General features: G+C 41.4%; 17 protein-coding genes. 4 read left to right on the top strand and 13 right to left on the bottom strand.

Going from position 1 to position 17,978, the window contains the following annotated elements; translation table 11 throughout:
• The first annotated feature begins 139 nt into the window (after nt 1-139).
• Complete coding sequence (locus BV60_RS0106305; protein ID WP_029320309.1) at nt 140-367, top strand: hypothetical protein; 228 nt, start codon at nt 140-142, stop codon at nt 365-367.
• A gap of 83 nt (nt 368-450) precedes the next feature.
• On the opposite strand, the gene BV60_RS0106300 is transcribed toward BV60_RS0106305, so the two are convergent.
• Complete coding sequence (locus BV60_RS0106300) at nt 451-2,013, bottom strand: alpha-amylase family glycosyl hydrolase (RefSeq protein WP_029320308.1); 1,563 nt, start codon at nt 2,011-2,013, stop codon at nt 451-453.
• A gap of 224 nt (nt 2,014-2,237) precedes the next feature.
• On the opposite strand from BV60_RS0106300, the gene BV60_RS0106295 reads away from it, so the two are divergent.
• Complete coding sequence (locus tag BV60_RS0106295) at nt 2,238-3,110, top strand: TraX family protein (RefSeq protein WP_197029532.1); 873 nt, start codon at nt 2,238-2,240, stop codon at nt 3,108-3,110.
• A 109-nt stretch (nt 3,111-3,219) separates the two neighbouring features.
• On the opposite strand, the gene BV60_RS0106290 is transcribed toward BV60_RS0106295, so the two are convergent.
• The 3 genes from BV60_RS0106290 to BV60_RS0106280 all read right to left on the bottom strand — a co-directional run bounded on the left by BV60_RS0106290 (nt 3,220) and on the right by BV60_RS0106280 (nt 5,009).
• Complete coding sequence (locus tag BV60_RS0106290) at nt 3,220-3,783, bottom strand: hypothetical protein (RefSeq protein WP_029320305.1); 564 nt, start codon at nt 3,781-3,783, stop codon at nt 3,220-3,222.
• Between the two features lie 200 nt (nt 3,784-3,983).
• Entirely contained in the window at nt 3,984-4,535 is a 552-nt protein-coding gene (locus BV60_RS0106285; RefSeq protein ID WP_051656549.1) for a flavodoxin family protein, read from the bottom strand.
• 24 nt (nt 4,536-4,559) lie between these two features.
• The gene (locus BV60_RS0106280; RefSeq protein ID WP_330376208.1) at nt 4,560-5,009 is read right to left on the bottom strand and encodes a hypothetical protein; all 450 of its coding nucleotides are present in this window, start codon (nt 5,007-5,009) and stop codon (nt 4,560-4,562) included.
• Between the two features lie 213 nt (nt 5,010-5,222).
• On the opposite strand from BV60_RS0106280, the gene trkA reads away from it, so the two are divergent.
• Both trkA and BV60_RS0106270 read left to right on the top strand, forming a co-directional pair.
• Nucleotides 5,223-6,584, top strand: a complete 1,362-nt coding sequence (gene trkA / locus BV60_RS0106275; protein WP_029320300.1) for a Trk system potassium transporter TrkA — start codon at nt 5,223-5,225, stop codon at nt 6,582-6,584.
• Between the two features lie 24 nt (nt 6,585-6,608).
• The gene (locus BV60_RS0106270) at nt 6,609-8,054 is read left to right on the top strand and encodes a TrkH family potassium uptake protein (protein WP_029320299.1); all 1,446 of its coding nucleotides are present in this window, start codon (nt 6,609-6,611) and stop codon (nt 8,052-8,054) included.
• A 189-nt stretch (nt 8,055-8,243) separates the two neighbouring features.
• Here the strand turns inward: BV60_RS0106270 and BV60_RS0106265 are convergent, their stop codons facing one another.
• The 9 genes from BV60_RS0106265 to BV60_RS0106225 form a co-directional block, all read right to left on the bottom strand.
• Entirely contained in the window at nt 8,244-8,483 is a 240-nt protein-coding gene (locus BV60_RS0106265; RefSeq protein WP_029320298.1) for a cysteine-rich small domain-containing protein, read from the bottom strand.
• A gap of 14 nt (nt 8,484-8,497) precedes the next feature.
• The gene (locus tag BV60_RS0106260; protein ID WP_029320297.1) at nt 8,498-9,949 is read right to left on the bottom strand and encodes a cobyrinate a,c-diamide synthase; all 1,452 of its coding nucleotides are present in this window, start codon (nt 9,947-9,949) and stop codon (nt 8,498-8,500) included.
• Nucleotides 9,950-9,964: 15 nt separating this feature from the next.
• Nucleotides 9,965-12,007, bottom strand: coding sequence for a bifunctional cobalt-precorrin-7 (C(5))-methyltransferase/cobalt-precorrin-6B (C(15))-methyltransferase (locus tag BV60_RS0106255; protein ID WP_029320296.1), 2,043 nt, complete (start codon nt 12,005-12,007; stop codon nt 9,965-9,967).
• Nucleotides 12,004-12,732, bottom strand: a complete 729-nt coding sequence (gene cobJ, locus BV60_RS0106250) for a precorrin-3B C(17)-methyltransferase (protein ID WP_029320295.1) — start codon at nt 12,730-12,732, stop codon at nt 12,004-12,006. The genes BV60_RS0106255 and cobJ overlap by 4 nt, the downstream gene beginning before the upstream one ends.
• Complete coding sequence (locus tag BV60_RS0106245) at nt 12,714-13,721, bottom strand: cobalt-precorrin 5A hydrolase (protein WP_029320294.1); 1,008 nt, start codon at nt 13,719-13,721, stop codon at nt 12,714-12,716. The genes cobJ and BV60_RS0106245 overlap by 19 nt, the downstream gene beginning before the upstream one ends.
• 580 nt (nt 13,722-14,301) lie before the next feature.
• The gene (cobM, locus tag BV60_RS0106240; RefSeq protein WP_029320293.1) at nt 14,302-15,060 is read right to left on the bottom strand and encodes a precorrin-4 C(11)-methyltransferase; all 759 of its coding nucleotides are present in this window, start codon (nt 15,058-15,060) and stop codon (nt 14,302-14,304) included.
• Between the two features lie 78 nt (nt 15,061-15,138).
• Nucleotides 15,139-16,236, bottom strand: a complete 1,098-nt coding sequence (cbiD, locus tag BV60_RS0106235; RefSeq protein ID WP_029320292.1) for a cobalt-precorrin-5B (C(1))-methyltransferase CbiD — start codon at nt 16,234-16,236, stop codon at nt 15,139-15,141.
• 32 nt (nt 16,237-16,268) lie between these two features.
• Entirely contained in the window at nt 16,269-16,898 is a 630-nt protein-coding gene (locus BV60_RS0106230; RefSeq protein WP_029320291.1) for a precorrin-8X methylmutase, read from the bottom strand.
• Nucleotides 16,895-17,959, bottom strand: a complete 1,065-nt coding sequence (locus BV60_RS0106225; RefSeq protein ID WP_051656548.1) for a pyridoxal phosphate-dependent aminotransferase — start codon at nt 17,957-17,959, stop codon at nt 16,895-16,897. Before BV60_RS0106225 ends, BV60_RS0106230 begins: the two co-directional genes overlap by 4 nt.
• Nucleotides 17,960-17,978: the final 19 nt, after the last annotated feature.

Here is a 17,978-nt window from a genome sequence, read left to right as displayed (position 1 = left end):
GATTTACACATTCTTTTTTACTATGCTTTGGTGTTAGAATAATTATGAGAAGAAATGCTCACAAAGAACTTGTGAAACAGATGGTTTATTGTTTTTTGCAAAATAAAAATATAAGCATAAAGAAAAAAAGGATTTTTGCATGATAACCGTTCCTGTAATGGCTTCCATAGCCCTGATGTCAATAATATTTGATGCCATAATTATAATATCGGAACTGATCTTTTTACTCGTCCTTGTCAGGTTCCTGTTTTTTAGCGGCGATTTCAAGCAGTTCAGTCTATTTGGAAAGATAATAGAAATTATCTTCGTAATACTTGTACTGCTTATTCTTGTTGCGCTTTTCCTGTCCATTGCAAGATTTGATTAAATGTTTATCCGCAATAAATCGGCGCCCGGCTGCATTTGCTGCAACGGGCGCTTTTTAATATCAGAAAGCAATATATTCTTTTTTTATTCCCAAACACCAAAGGACTGAGGTCCAAGGACAATTTCATCCTCTAAGCAATCAGCAGTTCCTATTTTATAAATAAGATTTCCCAAAATCTCCGGGGCATTTTTAAATGCATCCTTTTTTACAACTGCTTTATCACTTCCGGGATTTACCGCAAGAAGAAGATTTCCTCGTCTGTATACAAGAATCCTTTCACCTTCTGCCACATATACAACTTCAAAACCGGCATCTGCCTGAAGGTCCTTCCTCTCATGGCGAAGACTGATAAGCCCTCTTACCGTGTGAATAATAGAGTCCGGATCCTTCTCTGCCTCACTTACGCTTGGAGCATCCTCGGAGGAATCCTCGGGAATGTAAAGCATATCAGGTGCAGCATCGGAAAATCCGAAATTCTTTTCATTTTTATCCCACTGCATGGGCGAACGTGAACCTGTTCTTTGGAACCCGCCCTCCTTTGTTCTTACATCGGAAAGATATTTCATGCCGATCTCATCACCGTAGTAAAGAAAAGGCACACCGGGCATCGTAAAGAAAAATGCATATGCAAGCTTTATTTCCGGAATGTCCAGAGCTTTGGTAACTCTCGGCGTATCATGATTGCAGGTTATAAAGCTTATATAGCCGTATTCCTTCGAACCCTCATATCTTGGCAGATAATCCGCAAGAAATCGCTGCGGACCGTCTCCTCCATCCTTTTTGAAGTAGCTGTGATCTCCTCCCTCGGTTTCACAGTCCCTGACAAGCACATTGTAGCCGTTTCCGTGATGGTCAAGATAGAAATCCGCATGAAATCCGTATTTTAAAGCACACTGCGGATTGCACCACTCAGAAACAAGTGCGGCATCCGGATAATCCTTATCCATCATCTCCCTTATATTTGTCCACACTGCACCTGTGGCACTCTTTACGTCATCATCCTCTTTTACAAGAGAATCTGCCATATCTACCCTGAAACCGTCACACCCCTTATCGAGCCAGAAACGCATTATGTCCTTAAGCGCTTCCCTTGTAGCTATACATGAGGGATGATCCGGTGTAAGCTGCCATTTCTCTGTCTTATTAAGTACTCCGTAATTAAGAGCCGGCTGGCATTTGAAAAAGTTCAGCATATAGCAGCCCTCACGCTCTGCTTCTCCACCGATATAGGGATGTCCCGCTATTCCGCAAAAAGCACTGTCTGTCCAGATATATCTGTCTGAAAACTCATTCTTTTCGGGTTCACAGCTCTTTTTAAACCACTCATGTTCCTCGGAAGTATGTCCCGGAACAAGATCAAGAAGTATCTTTATTCCCTTTTTATGAGCCTCATCAAAAAGTCTAACAAGGTCCTCATTGGTCCCATATCTCTCAGCAACCTTCTTATAGTCACGGACATCATATCCCGCATCCTTAAAAGGAGAATCAAAAACAGGATTCAGCCATATTGCATTGCAGCCAAGTTCCTTTACGTAATCAAGCTTTTCAATTATTCCCTCAATATCTCCGATTCCGTCACCGTTTGTGTCATTGAAGGATTGTGGATAAATCTCATAAAATACTGCATCAGATAACCATGCCGGCATGTTTTTACCTCCAGTTGTTTCAAAATTAAATAAAGCGTTTAACCAGTTTGCATTATCACACATATCCCCAATAATTAAAAGGAAAATATTTATTTTTGTACCGTTTTCATTGTTATCATTTTAGGGTGAATCAGGTTTAATGTTTAACCATATATGGATGACATCCGCTCAATTAAAGGGTTATAATGATTTCCATAAAAATACAGAAAGTAACAATATCTTTTATGGAAAATAAGAATAAAAAAATACCTGATTTCATATTAAACCTTCAGGTCCTTAATGGAGACAATCTGAAATTCTTTGCTCTTTTCACGATGCTTATAGATCACATCGGAGCAGGAATTCTGCGATATTTCTTTAGCTATGGTTATTATCCGCCCGGAATGGATTTTGATAAAGCTTCAGCTTTTTACGAGTGGTTTCGCCACGTAGGAAGGTGGGCCTTCCCCATATACTGTTTTTTCATAGTTGAAGGCCTAATCCACACCAGAAGCGTTCCGAAATATGCCATAAAGCTCGGTATCTTCGGTATCTTTTCTGAGCCCTGCTTTGATCTTGCTTTCAGGCTTAAGACAGATGTTTTTTCCTCTGACATCCCACAGGTTCTTATTCAGAACTCAGAGTCAGTAATGGAAAAATGTAATGTGTACTTCACTCTCCTGATCGGGCTCCTTGTAATATGGACCATGAAATACGTTGAGGATAACCTGTTTGTCGACAATCCGCTCTCACCTATCGGAAAATCACCGGATAATCCCCTGTACCTTATCCTTTACTTTGCTCCGGTTATTGCAGGGGGACTTTTGGCACAGCTTCTTCAGACTGACTACAGATTCTGGGGCGTTATACTTATCACCATATTTTATGTTTTCCGAAATAACCGGATATTTGCATGCATTGCGGGATACATGTTTCTTATGAACATGTCTTCAGAAGCCTGGAGTCTTCCTGCCTTTACCCTGATAGCCTTTTTCTATAACGGCGAGCGCGGAAAGCTTCCAAGACAGGTGCGCTTCTGGTTTTATGCGTTCTACCCCATACACCTGCTTCTTTTATATCTGTTAAGATGCCAGATCTACTCCGTTATTTCAGCATAAAGAATAAACAGGATTGACCAACATTTTTGTCGGTTAATCCTGTTTATTTTTTTAAGGATCATTGTCCTTCTTTTTACCTTTTCTCTCCAAAATAAGCGGTCCGTTTTGATTATTTAATCTGAAGATTAAATGTTAATTTCTTTCCTTTTGTACTATAGTAGCTGTTCATAATATTTATATACACAACCTGGCCTTCTGTTAACTGATAATATACTGCTCGCTTAGCTACATTGTATCTACCCTTTTTACCCGGTATTTTATAGGCGAAAGGATATGAATTGTGATATCCTCCTTTTGAATTGCCATCAAGTTGAGATATTTGATCTTCTGTCCCGGTAGGATAGCTAAAATCCACTGAAGCTAAACACGATGACTTTCCTTTTGCTCTCAGATTACTAAATGTAAATGTATATTTCTTGGTTTTAGGTACAACAAATTTTATAAAACCGCTATAATTACCTCCGCTTCTTGCTAATTCAACCTTATAATTTCCTGCCTTATTTATAGTTACTGCTTTCGATTCAATATAAGATTCCTGCGGAACATTAAACAGGGCATAAGGAAGCTTTAGTTTTTTTGTCTTAGCCTGTGCAGTTACCGGATTCACCAGTATAATAGCCATTGCAAATAATAGTGCCAATGATAATATTCTTTGCCATAATCTTCTCTTCATTTTTTACCCTCCAAGAAAACAATGAAAAATTATTTCACCTGTCAGAGGTATTTTAGCATATATTATTTCAAGCTCTGCCGCCAAAAGACTAATATTTTTTTAAAATTTTTATAAACAAAACCGCCCCCTCCTCTTATTTTACGGCTATAAAAAGGCCACAATGCGATTTATTCAAGCATAATCGCATTATGACCATATCATCATATTATATCTCTAAGTCTCGTATAACTATCGTTATTGGGTATCTTTCGAATCGCCGTATCGGCAAATACATTTGCTTTAAGAAGGTCCTGTCTGTCCGGATGCTTTTGTCCCTCATCAAAGATAGCTATCATCCTGTCGATAGTATCATCATCGATACGGCCTCGCTTTTCCTCGTATCTCTCCTTGATCATTGGAGGCATACTGCCCTGACAAAAGTAGCCCCCAAGGTAAGTGTTGTCATTCGCAAGCCACACCAGACCGATGTTTTCCATCTGTCTGTAGTACTCTGTATCATTTCCCATTCCGCAGGTTCCAAAAAACGCCACATTTTTCCCATGAAGTGACATTATAAGATCGATCACCTCAAGGGAACAGGTCCCGCGGTTTGCCCAATAGCCTATAAAATACGTTTCGGCATCATGTCTGCCGTTCCAGCTCCTTACATTGATTTCCTCTTTTGAATCAGACGGAAGGGCATAGAAAATCTCATCAGCTATTTTCTTGGTATTTCCCGTTTCACTTGCATAAACAACTAAATACTTCAGCATGCAGTCCTCTTGGCAAAATCAAGGTCAGGACTTTTTCATAAATCTGTTACCGCACTTCGGACACCTTATCTCTATCCTGCCCTTTCCACGAGGAATCCTTATCTTCTGACTGCAATTAGGACATTTATATATATGATAAGATTTATTTTGCGTCCAGCTATTCCCAAAATTTCTGAAAAAATCTAAAAACTTGTCGGTATGCTTAACAAAGAACTCATTCTCACGATATCTGGACGGTATATTCTTGGAAAAAAGTCGGAAATAGCTGTATGCCAGCAAAGCCACAGCGATATAGTACAGAAATCCAAGAGGGGTAAAAAACGACAGAAAAAGCAGAATCACTGCAATCGCAAGACAACACCTCGTCAGTCTGTCAGTTCCGTATGCACCGTATCGTCCCTGAAACAATCGATAGAGAAAATCCTTCATTAAATATAGCTCCTTCATCTGACCCATAAGCATTTTAATAGACAAATCCCCTCAATCTAAGGAAAGTATAGTTATCATTGCATCAAAATACAATGAATCGCATATAAATCTTTCTTAAAAAAGCCTTAATCCTTTATTACCTAATTTATTCACAAAACGTACCGTTTCTAAAGATTGTGGTATAATGATATGACTTCTTGCGTGCAAAAAATCAGAAATGTGCCCGAGGAGTCATGACTTATTAACCAGGAGGCTTTTATGCAAATTATCATAGTAGGCTGCGGAAACGTCGGTGCAGCACTTACAGAGCAATTAAGTGGCGAAGGACACGATGTCACTGTTATTGAGGAAAAAAGAGACGTAATACAAAGTCTTGTTAATAATTTTGATGTAATGGGAATTGTAGGAAATGGTGCAAGTTACCTTGTAATGAAAGATGCAGGAATCGAATATGCCGACCTCATGATTGCTGTTACGGGTAACGATGAATTAAATCTTCTCTGCTGCCTTATAGCAAGAAAAGCAGGTCACTGCAGCACAATTGCACGTGTAAAAAATCCTATCTACAAAAGAGAAATCAGTTTCATCAAAGAAGAACTTGGTCTCTCACTTGTTGTAAACCCCGAAGAGCTTTCAGCTGCAGAAGCCGCAAGGCTTTTAAAATTCCCTGCGGCAACAAAAATCGAGACCTTTGCAAGGGGTCGTGCCGAGATAGTTCACATGACCGTGACAGAAAAATCCAGAATCTGCGATAAATCTCTTAAGACAATCCAGCAGGAGATTCGAAGCAAGGTTCTTATTGCAGTAGTATCCAGAGCAGATGAGGTTTTCATTCCAAACGGTGATTTCGTTCTAAGAGAAAATGACGAACTGACAATTGTGGGTGCTTCCAGAAGTATAGCTGAATTTTTCAGGAAGATAGGTCTTCCCACAGCAAGAGTTCATTCCTGCATGATAATCGGAGGCGGTGCTACTTCTTATTATCTTGCCCAGCAGCTCATTTCCTTTGGAATCGATGTAAAAATATTTGATAAAGATCTCGATCGCTGTAAAAAGCTTTCAGACCTTGTTCCTCAGGCACTTATCATCAACGCCGACGGAACAGACAAGGATGCTCTGATGGAGGAAGGACTTGTGGGAACCGAATCCTTCGTTGCCATGACGAACCTTGATGAGGAGAACATCATGCTCTCCATGTATGTAAAGAGCGTTAACCCCAAGGCCAAGCTCATTACCAAGGTCCACAGAGTAAACTACAATGAAATAATCGGTTCACTTCAGATAGGAAGTGTAATCTATCCCAAAAACATAACCGCTCAGCGTATCGTACAGTATGTCCGCGGAATGACCAATTCCCTCGGAAGCAACAGCATTGAAGCACTGTACAAGATGAATGACGGAAGAGTTGAGGCTCTTGAGTTCTTCGTAACAGAGAATGCTCCTGTTATAGGCAAGCCTCTCTCCGAGATGCATCTGAAAAAGGGAATCCTGGTAGCTCTTATCAACCGTAAGGGTGAGATCATCTCTCCTTCAGGTCAGAGCATGATTGAGGCCGGTGATACTGTCGTAATAATTACCAGCCAACTGGGCCTTCTTGATATTTCGGATATACTTGCTTAAAAAAATTCTTTTGGGAGATTCAAAATGAACTATAAAATGATACGATTTCTGTTATCACGTGTACTTCAGATAACAGGTCTTCTTATGTTGCTGCCGCTTATAGTAGCACTTATATATAAAGAATTTTACTGTGCACAGATGTTTATTATCGTGATTGCGGGCTGCCTTCTCATAGGTTCTCTCGGCGCACATTTTAAGCCCGAAAACGTTGCCATATACGCCAGAGAAGGCTTCGTGACCACCGCGCTTACCTGGATACTCATAAGTATGGTAGGTGCCCTCCCCTTTGTTATGACAGGCGTCACAACAAGTTATGTGGATGCTCTGTTTGAGACAATTTCGGGACTTACAACAACAGGTTCAACAATCCTTTCAAGTGTGGAAATGTACTACAGCGTACAGTTTTGGCGTACCTTTACCCACTGGATAGGCGGAATGGGAGTGTTGGTGTTCATCCTTGCGATCATGCCCATGTCCGGAGGCTACAGTATGCACCTTATGCGTGCGGAGTCCCCCGGTCCCTCCGTCGGAAAATTTGTTCCGAGGGTTCGTGATACAGCTAAGATTCTCTATCTTATATATATCGGAATTACCGTAATTGAGTCCATTCTTTTGCTTATTACAGGCATGAATCTGTATGAGGCTCTTACAACAACCTTCGCAACCGTGGGAACCGGTGGATTTGGTATTACAAATGCCGGAATAAATGATTTTTCCATTCCGTCACAGATTGTCATAACCATTTTCATGATCCTCTGCGGCATTAACTTCAGTGTGTACTACTACCTGATAACCATGCGTCCCAAGGAAGCAATTAAGAATGATGAAGTAAAGCTCTACCTTGTACTCATGTTTGGGTCCGCAACCCTGATTGCCCTGATGATTCACAACCAGGGTATAACAAAAACTGCTTTTGAGTCCTTCCATCACTCACTTTTTACAGTTGCCTCAATAATGACCACAACAGGTTTTGCCACACTTGACTTCAATACTTGGCCGCAGCTGTGTAAAACCCTGCTTGCATTGTTAATGCTGCTTGGAGCCTGTGCCGGTTCTACAGGTGGTGGATTTAAGCTTTCAAGATTGCTGATACTTATTAAAGCAATGAAAAACGAACTTATCTACATCGTTCACCCTAAGTCAGTAAAAAAGGTTTACATGGATGAGCATCCGATAGATTCAACTGTAGTAAAATCAGTATCTGCCTACCTTGGTATGTACGTTGTCATTTTCATCTTCTCAATACTTCTGATTTCCATAGATGAATTTGACTATGAGACCAATTTCACGGCAGTTGCCGCAACTCTGAACAATATAGGTCCCGGTCTTGGAATGGTTGGTCCCACAGGCAACTTCGGAGCCTACTCCGATCTGTCGAAGATTGTTCTTATGTTTGATATGCTGGCAGGAAGACTTGAACTTCTTCCCATGCTGATACTCTTCTCCCCCAGAACCTGGAGTAAGAGATAATCTAGTACAATAAAAGTGTTTACTGACCTATTCATAGACAGCCCAGCCCCAAAGTGTCCATTGGGAAATGTGTAGTTCTCGGACGAGGATGATGATTTTCAGAACGAAGAAAATCACACCGTAGACGAAAACAAACATTTCCAAACGGACACCTTGGGGCTGGGCGTAAGTAAAATAGCGAAATGTTTATTATCTATACTCCTTCAGTATCGCTATTACAAGATCGTAATTGTCAGGCTCATGGGGAAAGGTACAGTTCAGACAGCTTTTTATTTTTCTGTCGCCCTTATCCACTATTTTATAATCCCCGGGGCAATCATGATTGTATAAAGGGCAGTAGCAAAACAGACAGTTAATATCCGTATCACACTTATGGCAGGGATAATATTCACATTCTTTATTAGCAAAAAATCTACTTGAGTTCTCCATCTTTTCCCATCCTCTTATACCTTGGCTACTTCTTTCATTCTGTCTATGAAATTCTCTATAAATTCGATATTTGAATTGTAGTAAAAGTGCGGAAATCCCCAAAATCCATTATTTTTCACGGTCATACAATCCCACCTCACATCCTTATAGGGCTTTTTTGCGACGTATGAGTCGCCGTTTGCCGTACTGTCGTAATAATGAAACTCATGTCCTTTCATTCCGACAAGAGATGCCCGCAGTGACTTATTATTGCCGTCATTGTCATTTTCAGTCTCTGCAGCTGATGAATTTATATCTTCAATTTTCATGTATCCGAATCTGACGAGATGCCCTGTGTAAAAACATTCACCATCCACAGCACCTACCATCTTGTAGCTTTTTCCCTCCGTATCACGTATTTCCCTATGAAGGTACATAAAGCCGCCGCATTCGGCAAGACTTGGAATTCCCTTATCCAAAGCCCACTTTATCGATGCGAGCATTGGTTTATTTTCGGATAACTCCTTAAGATAGTTTTCAGGATACCCTCCTCCAAGCAAAATCCCGTCACATCCTTCAGGAAGTTTCTCATCTCTAAGCGGTGAAAAATAACGGAGTTTTACCCCCATTTTTTCAAACAGCTCAAGATTCTCGCGGTAGTAAAAGCAGAAAGCATCATCATAAGCAACTGCCAGGGTAAGCTTGTCATCAGCTTCTTCCTTTTTAAAGTCCCCGGAGGCAGGTTCTTTAAGATCCGTCCCCTCTTCTCCCGGAGCTGCCCCCGCACTCTCCATAATGGAAATGACCTCTTCCAGGTTTACGCTCTTTTCCAGCATATCAGCAGCAAGAGTGATCATCCTTTTTATGTCATCTATTTCCCCGGGGAGCTTTAACCCCAGATGTCTGCTCTCTATTTTCACGGAAGCGTTCTTTGGAAAAAATCCGAGAACTCTCACATCCTGTCTCATTTTATAAAGCTCAGCTTCCATGACGGGTTTTAGGTTTTTATAAAATCCCTCGCTTATCTTATTAAGGATAATCCCCTTTATAAGCTTTTTATCATCATCAAGAAGCATCCCCTTTATAAGTGAAATTATGGTTCTTCCGACTCCGGAGGCATCCACAACAAGTATTATGGGCGCACTAAGCGCTGCTGCAACCTCGTAGGCAGAGCCTTCGACCCCATCGGTGGAGAGACCGTCATATAGTCCCATGACGCCCTCAATGACAGCATACCTGTCACCTTTTTCTGCAACAATTCTCTCTACCCCCGAAGTTCCCGAAAAGAAGGTATCAAGGTTTCTGCTTTCAATTCCCAGTATCTTATTATGAAACATGGGATCTATATAATCGGGCCCGCATTTAAAGGAAACGGGATTAAGCCCTCTTTTAGAAAGGGCCTCTAAAAGAGCACATGTGATGAGAGTCTTTCCGCTTCCGCTCCCCGGCGCAGCTATCATAATTCTTTTTGCCGAAATACTATTCATAACACTTTTCCAATATCAAACTGTAAAAGAAAAAATCCAGATGGGATTTTGTCCGGCAAGCATGTGATGCGATCCCACCTTTCTTACATCACTTACAGAAAGCATTATCGCTTCTTCATCAGCCTCGTATTTTCGGATTATTTCTCTTATCTCATCTATAGTTTCAAGACTTACAGCATTAACAACAAATCGTATCCCATCCCCCTTTGAGTGGAGAATGTCTACGATTTCGGAAAGCTTTCCGCCACTTCCGCCTATAAAGACACAGTCAGGCCTTGGCATATCACATAGTGCCTTTTCTGCTTCGTCCTCTATAACCGTCACATTAAAAAGTCCGGCTTTACTTATATTCTCTCGTATCAGCTCTGCGGCCTCACTCTTTTTTTCAATTGTAAAGACCTTAAGTGTATCTGAAAGAGAAGCTGCCTCTATAGCTACAGAACCTGTTCCTCCTCCTATATCATAAAAAACATCTCCCTCGCACAGACCAAGCCGTATGATACTCTCATGCCTTATGCATTCCTTGGTCATAGGGACATCTCCCCTTATAAAATCAGCATCTCTCTTTATCCGCAAAACCTGTCTTTTTTTGGGGGTGTCATTATATATAAAAGCACAGACTATCCCGTTTCCTTTGAAAGACAGAGCCTCATTAAAAGAAAGCTCCGTAATCCTCTCATTTTCATAGGAAAGATTTTCTCCTACTACAAACCTTCCGTCTATTCCCATATCAAGAAGTCTTTTTGCAATTTCAGAAATATCCCCTGCCCCTGACAAAAGCACAAAAGTCTTTTTCTCATGCTTTACCCTGTCTGTAAGACGCTGCATATTCTCGTTTTGCTTTTTCCCGTGAATACTATAAAAACAGGCATCGTCATAGCTCTCTCCAAGTCTTGCTGCAAGATATGAAAAAGAAGAAATCCCCGGAATTACCCGCACGTCTATGTCACTTCTCCAATTTTTAAGTGCCAAAGTCATCTTCTTTGCCCCGCTGTAAAAGCCCAAATCACCGGAAAAAACAATAGCCGCTCTATTTATTTTTTCTTTCTGCAGGACGGGAATTATTTCATCAGAGAGGTACATTTCATACTTATTCTTACAGGAAAGATTACCCACAAGCCTTTTAGCACCAAACACAGCATCAGAGCTTTCAAGGGCATTCAAAGCTTCAAGTGTCATTGAATCCTTGGTCCCCATTCCCATACCGATGAGATATATTATTTGCTTAGTATCTTTCTCATCACCGCTTATTGAGACTTCTTTAATCTGTAATGAATCCTGAATATCAAAAGATTTCTTCCCAGTCACAAGACAGTAGGCTTCCTCTACGCTTATCCCGTTATCCCCGGAAGGCCTTTCGATAACATGAAGCATTACTCCTGTCTCTTTTGCTGCAGCCTTTTTTTCGTAAAAACCACCTGCTGCCCCGCTTTCCTTTGTTATAAGATGTTTAATGCCATACTGCTTTATAAGTGCAGCATTTAATTCCCTGCCAAAGGGTCCGTGCATGGCTATTATGTGATCCGGCTCAATTCCTTCTTTTTCACAGATTTTAAGACTTTCTGCAGAGGGAAGGACTCTTACATATGTTCTTTTCCTAACCTCCTCTGAAACACCGCTACAATATTTTTGCAATTCCTTACTTCCGGTGGTCAGCAGGACATTACCCTCCGTTTTATCAAGTACTCCCGCACATTCCTCTATTGTCTTATATTTACAAAAGTCCTCTGAAAAATCAGTGTCCTTTTCCCTGCAAACCCTGATATACTCTGCACTTAGCTTTGAAGCTGCCTTTTTAATATTTGAGGTAACTTCTGTCGCATAGGGATGTGTAGCATCAATGATCACAAGTCCGTTATCTTCTTTATCTGATAAAAAATCAGACATTTCCCCTGCATCCATCCGCCCAACGTGTATCAGGGCATAGGGATTTTCTTCCATCATCTCTTTTCCGTAATCGCTCGCAACACAGACCGTGTGGAAAATTTCATCCTTTGCCAGAAAATCCGACAGCACTCTTCCTTCTGTCGTTCCGGAAAAAATAACTATACTCTTCATAGCTTATATCCTCTGGGTGTTACCAGCTTTCCTTCAATTATACGTGTTCTTGAATTGCCGATGAAAACAGTGACAAACATATCTACCTGTTCCCTATAAAGCTCCTCTAACGTGCATACCTTTTTACTATAGCCTTCTCTGCCTATGTTTCTGACATATCCGCAGGGTGTATCGGGTGATAGCTTTTCCATAAGTATTTCACAGGCTTTTTGCAGATAGTCTGCTCTCTTTTTACTTGCCGGATTATAAATCGCAATGCAAAAATCCCCTAAAGCGGCACACCTTAACCTGTTTTCAATTATTTCCCAGGGAGTCAGAAGATCGCTTAAGCTGATCACGCAAAAATCATGACTTAAGGGTGCGCCAAGAAAAGCTCCCCCGCTTAGTGCAGCAGTTACTCCGGGCACAACCTCTATATCGGTAAAGCCCGCTTTTTCCGCAACCTCAAATAAAGGCGAAGCCATTCCGTATACCCCCGCATCACCGCTGCAGATAAGAGAAACCACTTTACCCTCATTTGCAAATTCCACGCACTTCTCGCATCTTTCTATTTCTCCGCGCATTCCGTTTTCATAGAAAGCCTTATCCGGATAATCCCCTTTTACAAGCTCCGTGTATGCTTTATATCCCACAATTATGTCACTGCATTCAAGGGCATCACGCGCCATAATTGTCATCATTTTCCCATCTCCGGGGCCAATTCCGACTACAAATATCTTTCCCATAAAACTCTCCTTGCTACGGCAATCGTCATTCCGTCTTCTGCCTTCTTTTTTACAACAAGCTCCGCTCCCGGTCCTGCTCCGATAATTGCAGCCCTTTCGCACACGTTATCGACTCCGACGGTTTTTTCAACAAATGCAGAAGCTTCAAACTCGCCTGCTGCCCTTCTCAAAATATCTTTATCAAAGGACAGAACCGGTATCCTGTATTTATCCCGAAGAGAAAGGATTGCAGGCTCATCCTCCTTTAAATCGATCGTACAAAGGGCATATACATCACTCACCTTTATATCGCTTTCTTTCAGTGTTTTAAGGAAAAACTCCTCCACCTCCAAAATATCCTTATTACGTCTCATGCCAAGACCGACAGTATATTTTTTTGGTTTTAGCAAAATTGAATACTCATTGTCCGTCTCATCCGAAACTATCACATCAACCTTTTCCTTTGGAGGAAAATCCTTTATGGATAGGGTGACCTTCTTATCTTCAATCGCCTTTGCGGAAACCTTTTTTATCCCGTCCCTGTTATTTATGTTAAGCCTGTGTTCCTTAGCAAAGGTATCCACTGAAAAAGTATCGTTTATATCCGTAGATGTGGTAATTACAGGTACAGCTCCTATAAGCTCTGAAAGAACTGCAGCCAGCTTATTTGCGCCTCCTGCATGTCCCGAGAGAATCGGAATCACAAAGCTCCCACTGTCATCTATCACAATGACGGGACAGTCGCTAAGCTTGTCCTTTGGAAGGCCCGCTATTGCTCTTACGGCAATTCCCACAGCTCCCACAAATATAAGTGCATTCCCGGACTTAAATACTGACTCTGTCCACTCAGAAAGGCTTCCTGTTATCTTTATAAAGCCTTCCCTTATCGTATCCGTTTCCATGGATATGTATGCTTCTATCCCGGAAATCCCCCTTTCAAGGCTCAGCTTATTTATTTTTTCAATGATTGCCTCCCCATTATGGGTAAAGCATATGGCTATTTTCTTCATGTTCTTTAATATGTTTTTTAAATTATTGTAACTTAAACTTCGCACAGTGGAAACTGGGCTGAGCTTGCGGCCATCTGCCACTCACACCCTCAGACCATATACTCATTTTCACCGTCAACCTACGAAAAGCATTCATCAGGCTCTTTGTTTTTTCTTTATTTCATGCGTGGTGCAAAACTCAAGGCTGTTTGCAAAAGCCACTAACGTTCTTTAGACTTTTTGGCAAGTGATCCTGAGCTTTGAATTTTCTTATGCTCGCATAACAGATTTCAAGTGCATGCGTGATAATTAGCGAAGAATGAGCGATTTTTATCACGCATGCACAATCAAAGAAATCTGTGTGAGCATTAGAAAATTCAAGCGAGAGAATATCGCAGCGAAAAGTCTAAAGAATGTAAGTGGCTTTAAGCAAACATCTTTCAAACATGTTGCCCACGCATGATAAAAAACAAAGAGCCTTATGAATTTCGCCAGATGACGGTTCATCTGAGTATATGGTCTGAGGGTGATGGTGGCAGATAGCTGCAAGCTCAGCCCTTCTTTTCGTGCGAAGTTTAAGTTATTGGCATAAGATCTATGTTTACTTGGTCGCCTTCCTAAACTCCGTGGAAAATGAAGGGTCGTACAGCTTTGATCTGTCGTATCTTCCATGCTTTATCGCATCTCCTATGAGCACAATTGCAGTCTTTGTTATATTCTCTTTTTTTGCCTGTTCTGCCATATCGCCTATTGTACAGATAAGCTTTTTTTCTTCCGGCCAGGTCGCCTTATAAACAATCGCTGCGGGAGTTTCCTTGGAATATCCTCCAAGGATCAGCTTGTCTGCAAGTTCTTCCAGCATTCCTGCGCTTAAGTAAATTGCCATTGAAGCCTGATGCTGTGCAAGAAGCTCCATCTTCTCTTTTTCGGGAACACCGGTCTTTCCTTCAAGTCTTGTTATGATCAGGGTCTGCGAAACTCCAGGAAGTGTATATTCAAGATCAAGGCTTGAAGCGGCACCAAAGCATGCACTTACTCCGGGGCAGGATTCATAGCTTATGTTCTCTTTGTCCAGAATGTCCATCTGCTCCCTTACAGCGCCGTATATACTGGGTTCTCCTGTGTGAAGCCTTACTACTTCAAGTCCGTCTTTATCTGCCTGCAATGTAACCTTCATAACTTCCTCAAGCGTCATTACAGCGCTGTTATATACCACGGCATCTTTTTTTACGTATGACAAAAGTTCAGGATTTACCAGACTTCCCGCATATATGATCACATCTGCCTTTTTTATAAGTTCCATTCCTCTTACAGTTATAAGATCAACAGCCCCCGGACCCGCACCAACGAAATTAACCATAGTCGCATTCCTCATCGTAAAACTATTATTTTATCTGACTAGTACCCTTTCTATTACAGGTACAATTTCAGTATCACATTACAAATCCAATAACTCCTCAGCATTTTCTGTTTTTCCAAGAAGTCCGTACTTATTTGAGTACACAATACACCTTATATCAATCTGCCCAGCGGCTCTTTTTTTCAGATAAAAATCTATCTTCTCCATAATGTAGGAAAAGCACTGTTTTTCTATGCCTTCCCGTATATATACTGAAATTGCTTCCTCCGTGGACACACACCCCAGAATATCCAAAAGAGCTTCCTTCGAAGCATCACATCTTATGGCAGCTGCAGCCATAAGCTCCATCCTGCAGTCAGCCTCCCTTGAGTGGGTATTCATGATACCTCCCGATACCTTTATAAGCTTTCCGATGTGTCCGCAAAGAAGCAGTCGTTTAAAGCCAAGGTCCTTTGCCATATCGATGGTATCTCCTATAAAATTAGAGCATTTCACGGCTTCGTCCAGATTGTAGGAAAAGTTTTCCTTCATAAATTCCAAACCGTAGTTTCCGGGCGAAACCACGATGGTTTCCTTCCCCAGCGCTCTCGCCTGATTCAGTTCAACTTTTATGGTATCAAGAAGTGCTTTGGTACTCATGGGCTCAACGATTCCGGTCGTCCCTATAATTGAAATGCCGCCCTCTATACCAAGCCTCGGATTAAAGGTTTTCTCCGAAAGCGCCTCTCCATCAGGCACAGAGATTTCAACCCTAAGGCTCTTTTCACAGTCAAAAACCTCCATGACTTCCCTGACTTCTTTTTCAATCATCTGCCTCGGAACAGAATTGATTGCTGCATTCCCCACAGGTTGATCGAGTCCCGGACGTGTTACTCTGCCAACACCTTTTCCGCCTTCAATGATGACTTTTTTATCGCACCCCTGCGTATTATCGAAGCTTACCTTCGCGTAAATAAGCGTGCCGTTTGTTATATCTGGATCATCGCCTGACTGCTTTCTCACAGCACAGCTTGCGTATTCCTCGCCTACATCCGCAGCCTCAATCTTCGGGCAATACTTAATCCCGGCAGGAGTATCGATTTCTATGCTGTTCTTCTTTTTTCCGGAAAGTAGCATGATAGCTGCAGCTTTACCTGCTGCCGCAGCACAGCTCCCTGTTGTGAATCCCTTCTCCATAATTGTCCTCGTATATTACTGATAATAATCACTCATCCAAGATCGTAAAGTATCGCATTGCAGATTGCGGCGGCGATGTTGCTTCCGCCCTTCCTGCCTTCGTTTATTATATAGGGCACATCGCTATCTAAAAAAAGCTCCTTAGCCCAAACCACATTCACAAAACCGACAGGCACTCCTATAACAAAGTTCGGAATAAATATATTTTTTTCCATCATCTCATGCAGCTTTATGAGTGCTGTCGGAGCATTTCCGATCGCAAAAATTACATCTCTGTCCAGCTTTGCAGCCTTCTCCATAGAAACCGCAGCTCTTGTAATTCCCCGCTTTTTTGCTTCAAGAGCCACATCCTCATCCGCCATAAAGCAAAAAGCCTCACCACCGAATAAAGAAAGCTTTTTCTTGTTTATTCCCGAAAGAGCCATATTTGTATCGGTAACAATACATGCCCCGTTTCTTACGAGCTCTTTTACTGTTTCCACAGCGTCTTTTGAAAACCGAAGAGTCTTTGCATAATCAAAATCAGCAGAGGTATGAATGCATCTCTTCGTGATAAATGCCGTTTCCTCATCAATAATGATCCCGGCTTCCTCAAGCTCTTTTGTTATTATTTCAAAGCTTCTTTTTTCAATTTCCCATGGCTCAACTTTTTCAAAATTCATCCGGATTCCTCTTCAAAAGTTTTTTCATTTTTCATAGCTGTAATCAGTTTTTCGTTATCTTCATGACTTTTTACCGCTATCCTGTAATAGCCCTTACAAAGTCCCGTATAATCACTACAGTCCCTTATCATTATTCCCTTTTCGAGAAGTGCCTCATACAACATCTCCGGGCCTTTAAAAAATATAAATGCAGTATCGCTTTCAAAAACCTTAAAACCAAGTTTCCTTAATTCATCCTCCAAAAAACGCCTCTCAGTACTGATAAGGTCCATCGTTTTATCTATAAAATCGGATTCTTTTGCCAATAATATGCCACTGATAATACCCGCTTCGCCCGGAGAAGAAAGGTTCCACTCAGGAAGCTGTTGTATCAGCTTTTTTATATTTTCAGGACAAGATACGACATATCCCATTCTGATCCCGGGCATAGACAGAAGCTTTGTCATTGATCTTACAATAAAAAGACGCTCATATTTTTTTATCAGCTTCGAATGACAGTAAAGGCCTTCCTTCCCTGCCTTATCGGACATTGCAAAAAAACTCTCGTCAAGACATACATATGCGCCTGTTTTGCATACTTTATCAAGAATTCTTAAAAGTACATCCTCATCGATATTTGCGCCTGTGGGATTTACAGGATCACAGATAAACACCATATCTATATCTTCTTTTATGCTTTCCGCATCCTGAAAGGTAAGCTTAAAACCGTTATCTTCACTAAGAAGCTTTTTCTCAATTTCGCACCCCGCTGCCTTTAGCGCATACTCATAGCCCGAAAATCCCGGTTCATATAACAGAGCCTTTTTAGGGGTAACCTCTCTTACCATAGCCATGATGAGCTCAGATGCTCCGGCACCTGCATACGCACAGCTTTTATCAAATCCCCATGCCTTCGCGATTTTTGACCTGACCTCTTCCTGTCTGATATCAGGATAGTTTCCGGCATTGTGAAGTGCCCCGCTCACCGCATCCATAACCTCTTTTTGTATTCCAAGAGGATTTAAATTTACCGAAAAATCAATATTTACTTTGTTTCTGTATATATCTCCGCCATGTGACATATAGCTTGACTATCCTTTT

The organism is Butyrivibrio sp. AE3004 (assembly GCF_000703165.1).
Classification (GTDB): Bacteria; Bacillota; Clostridia; order Lachnospirales; family Lachnospiraceae; genus Butyrivibrio.
Note: the sequence above shows the minus strand (reverse complement) of the source record. Positions and strands in the feature narration are given on the sequence as shown.

Coding starts and splice junctions, on each gene's coding strand:
- BV60_RS0106270 (WP_029320299.1), top strand. CDS start 6,609: ATGAACTATAAAATGATACGATTTCTGTTATCACGTGTACTTCAGATA.
- BV60_RS0106285 (WP_051656549.1), bottom strand. CDS start 4,535: ATGCTGAAGTATTTAGTTGTTTATGCAAGTGAAACGGGAAATACCAAG.
- BV60_RS0106295 (WP_197029532.1), top strand. CDS start 2,238: ATGGAAAATAAGAATAAAAAAATACCTGATTTCATATTAAACCTTCAG.
- BV60_RS0106245 (WP_029320294.1), bottom strand. CDS start 13,721: ATGAAGAAAATAGCCATATGCTTTACCCATAATGGGGAGGCAATCATT.
- BV60_RS0106255 (WP_029320296.1), bottom strand. CDS start 12,007: ATGAAGAGTATAGTTATTTTTTCCGGAACGACAGAAGGAAGAGTGCTG.
- BV60_RS0106260 (WP_029320297.1), bottom strand. CDS start 9,949: ATGAATAGTATTTCGGCAAAAAGAATTATGATAGCTGCGCCGGGGAGC.
- cobM (WP_029320293.1), bottom strand. CDS start 15,060: ATGGTTAATTTCGTTGGTGCGGGTCCGGGGGCTGTTGATCTTATAACT.
- cobJ (WP_029320295.1), bottom strand. CDS start 12,732: ATGGGAAAGATATTTGTAGTCGGAATTGGCCCCGGAGATGGGAAAATG.
- BV60_RS0106225 (WP_051656548.1), bottom strand. CDS start 17,959: ATGTCACATGGCGGAGATATATACAGAAACAAAGTAAATATTGATTTT.
- BV60_RS0106290 (WP_029320305.1), bottom strand. CDS start 3,783: ATGAAGAGAAGATTATGGCAAAGAATATTATCATTGGCACTATTATTT.
- BV60_RS0106300 (WP_029320308.1), bottom strand. CDS start 2,013: ATGCCGGCATGGTTATCTGATGCAGTATTTTATGAGATTTATCCACAA.
- BV60_RS0106265 (WP_029320298.1), bottom strand. CDS start 8,483: ATGGAGAACTCAAGTAGATTTTTTGCTAATAAAGAATGTGAATATTAT.
- BV60_RS0106230 (WP_029320291.1), bottom strand. CDS start 16,898: ATGAATTTTGAAAAAGTTGAGCCATGGGAAATTGAAAAAAGAAGCTTT.
- cbiD (WP_029320292.1), bottom strand. CDS start 16,236: ATGGAGAAGGGATTCACAACAGGGAGCTGTGCTGCGGCAGCAGGTAAA.
- BV60_RS0106305 (WP_029320309.1), top strand. CDS start 140: ATGATAACCGTTCCTGTAATGGCTTCCATAGCCCTGATGTCAATAATA.
- trkA (WP_029320300.1), top strand. CDS start 5,223: ATGCAAATTATCATAGTAGGCTGCGGAAACGTCGGTGCAGCACTTACA.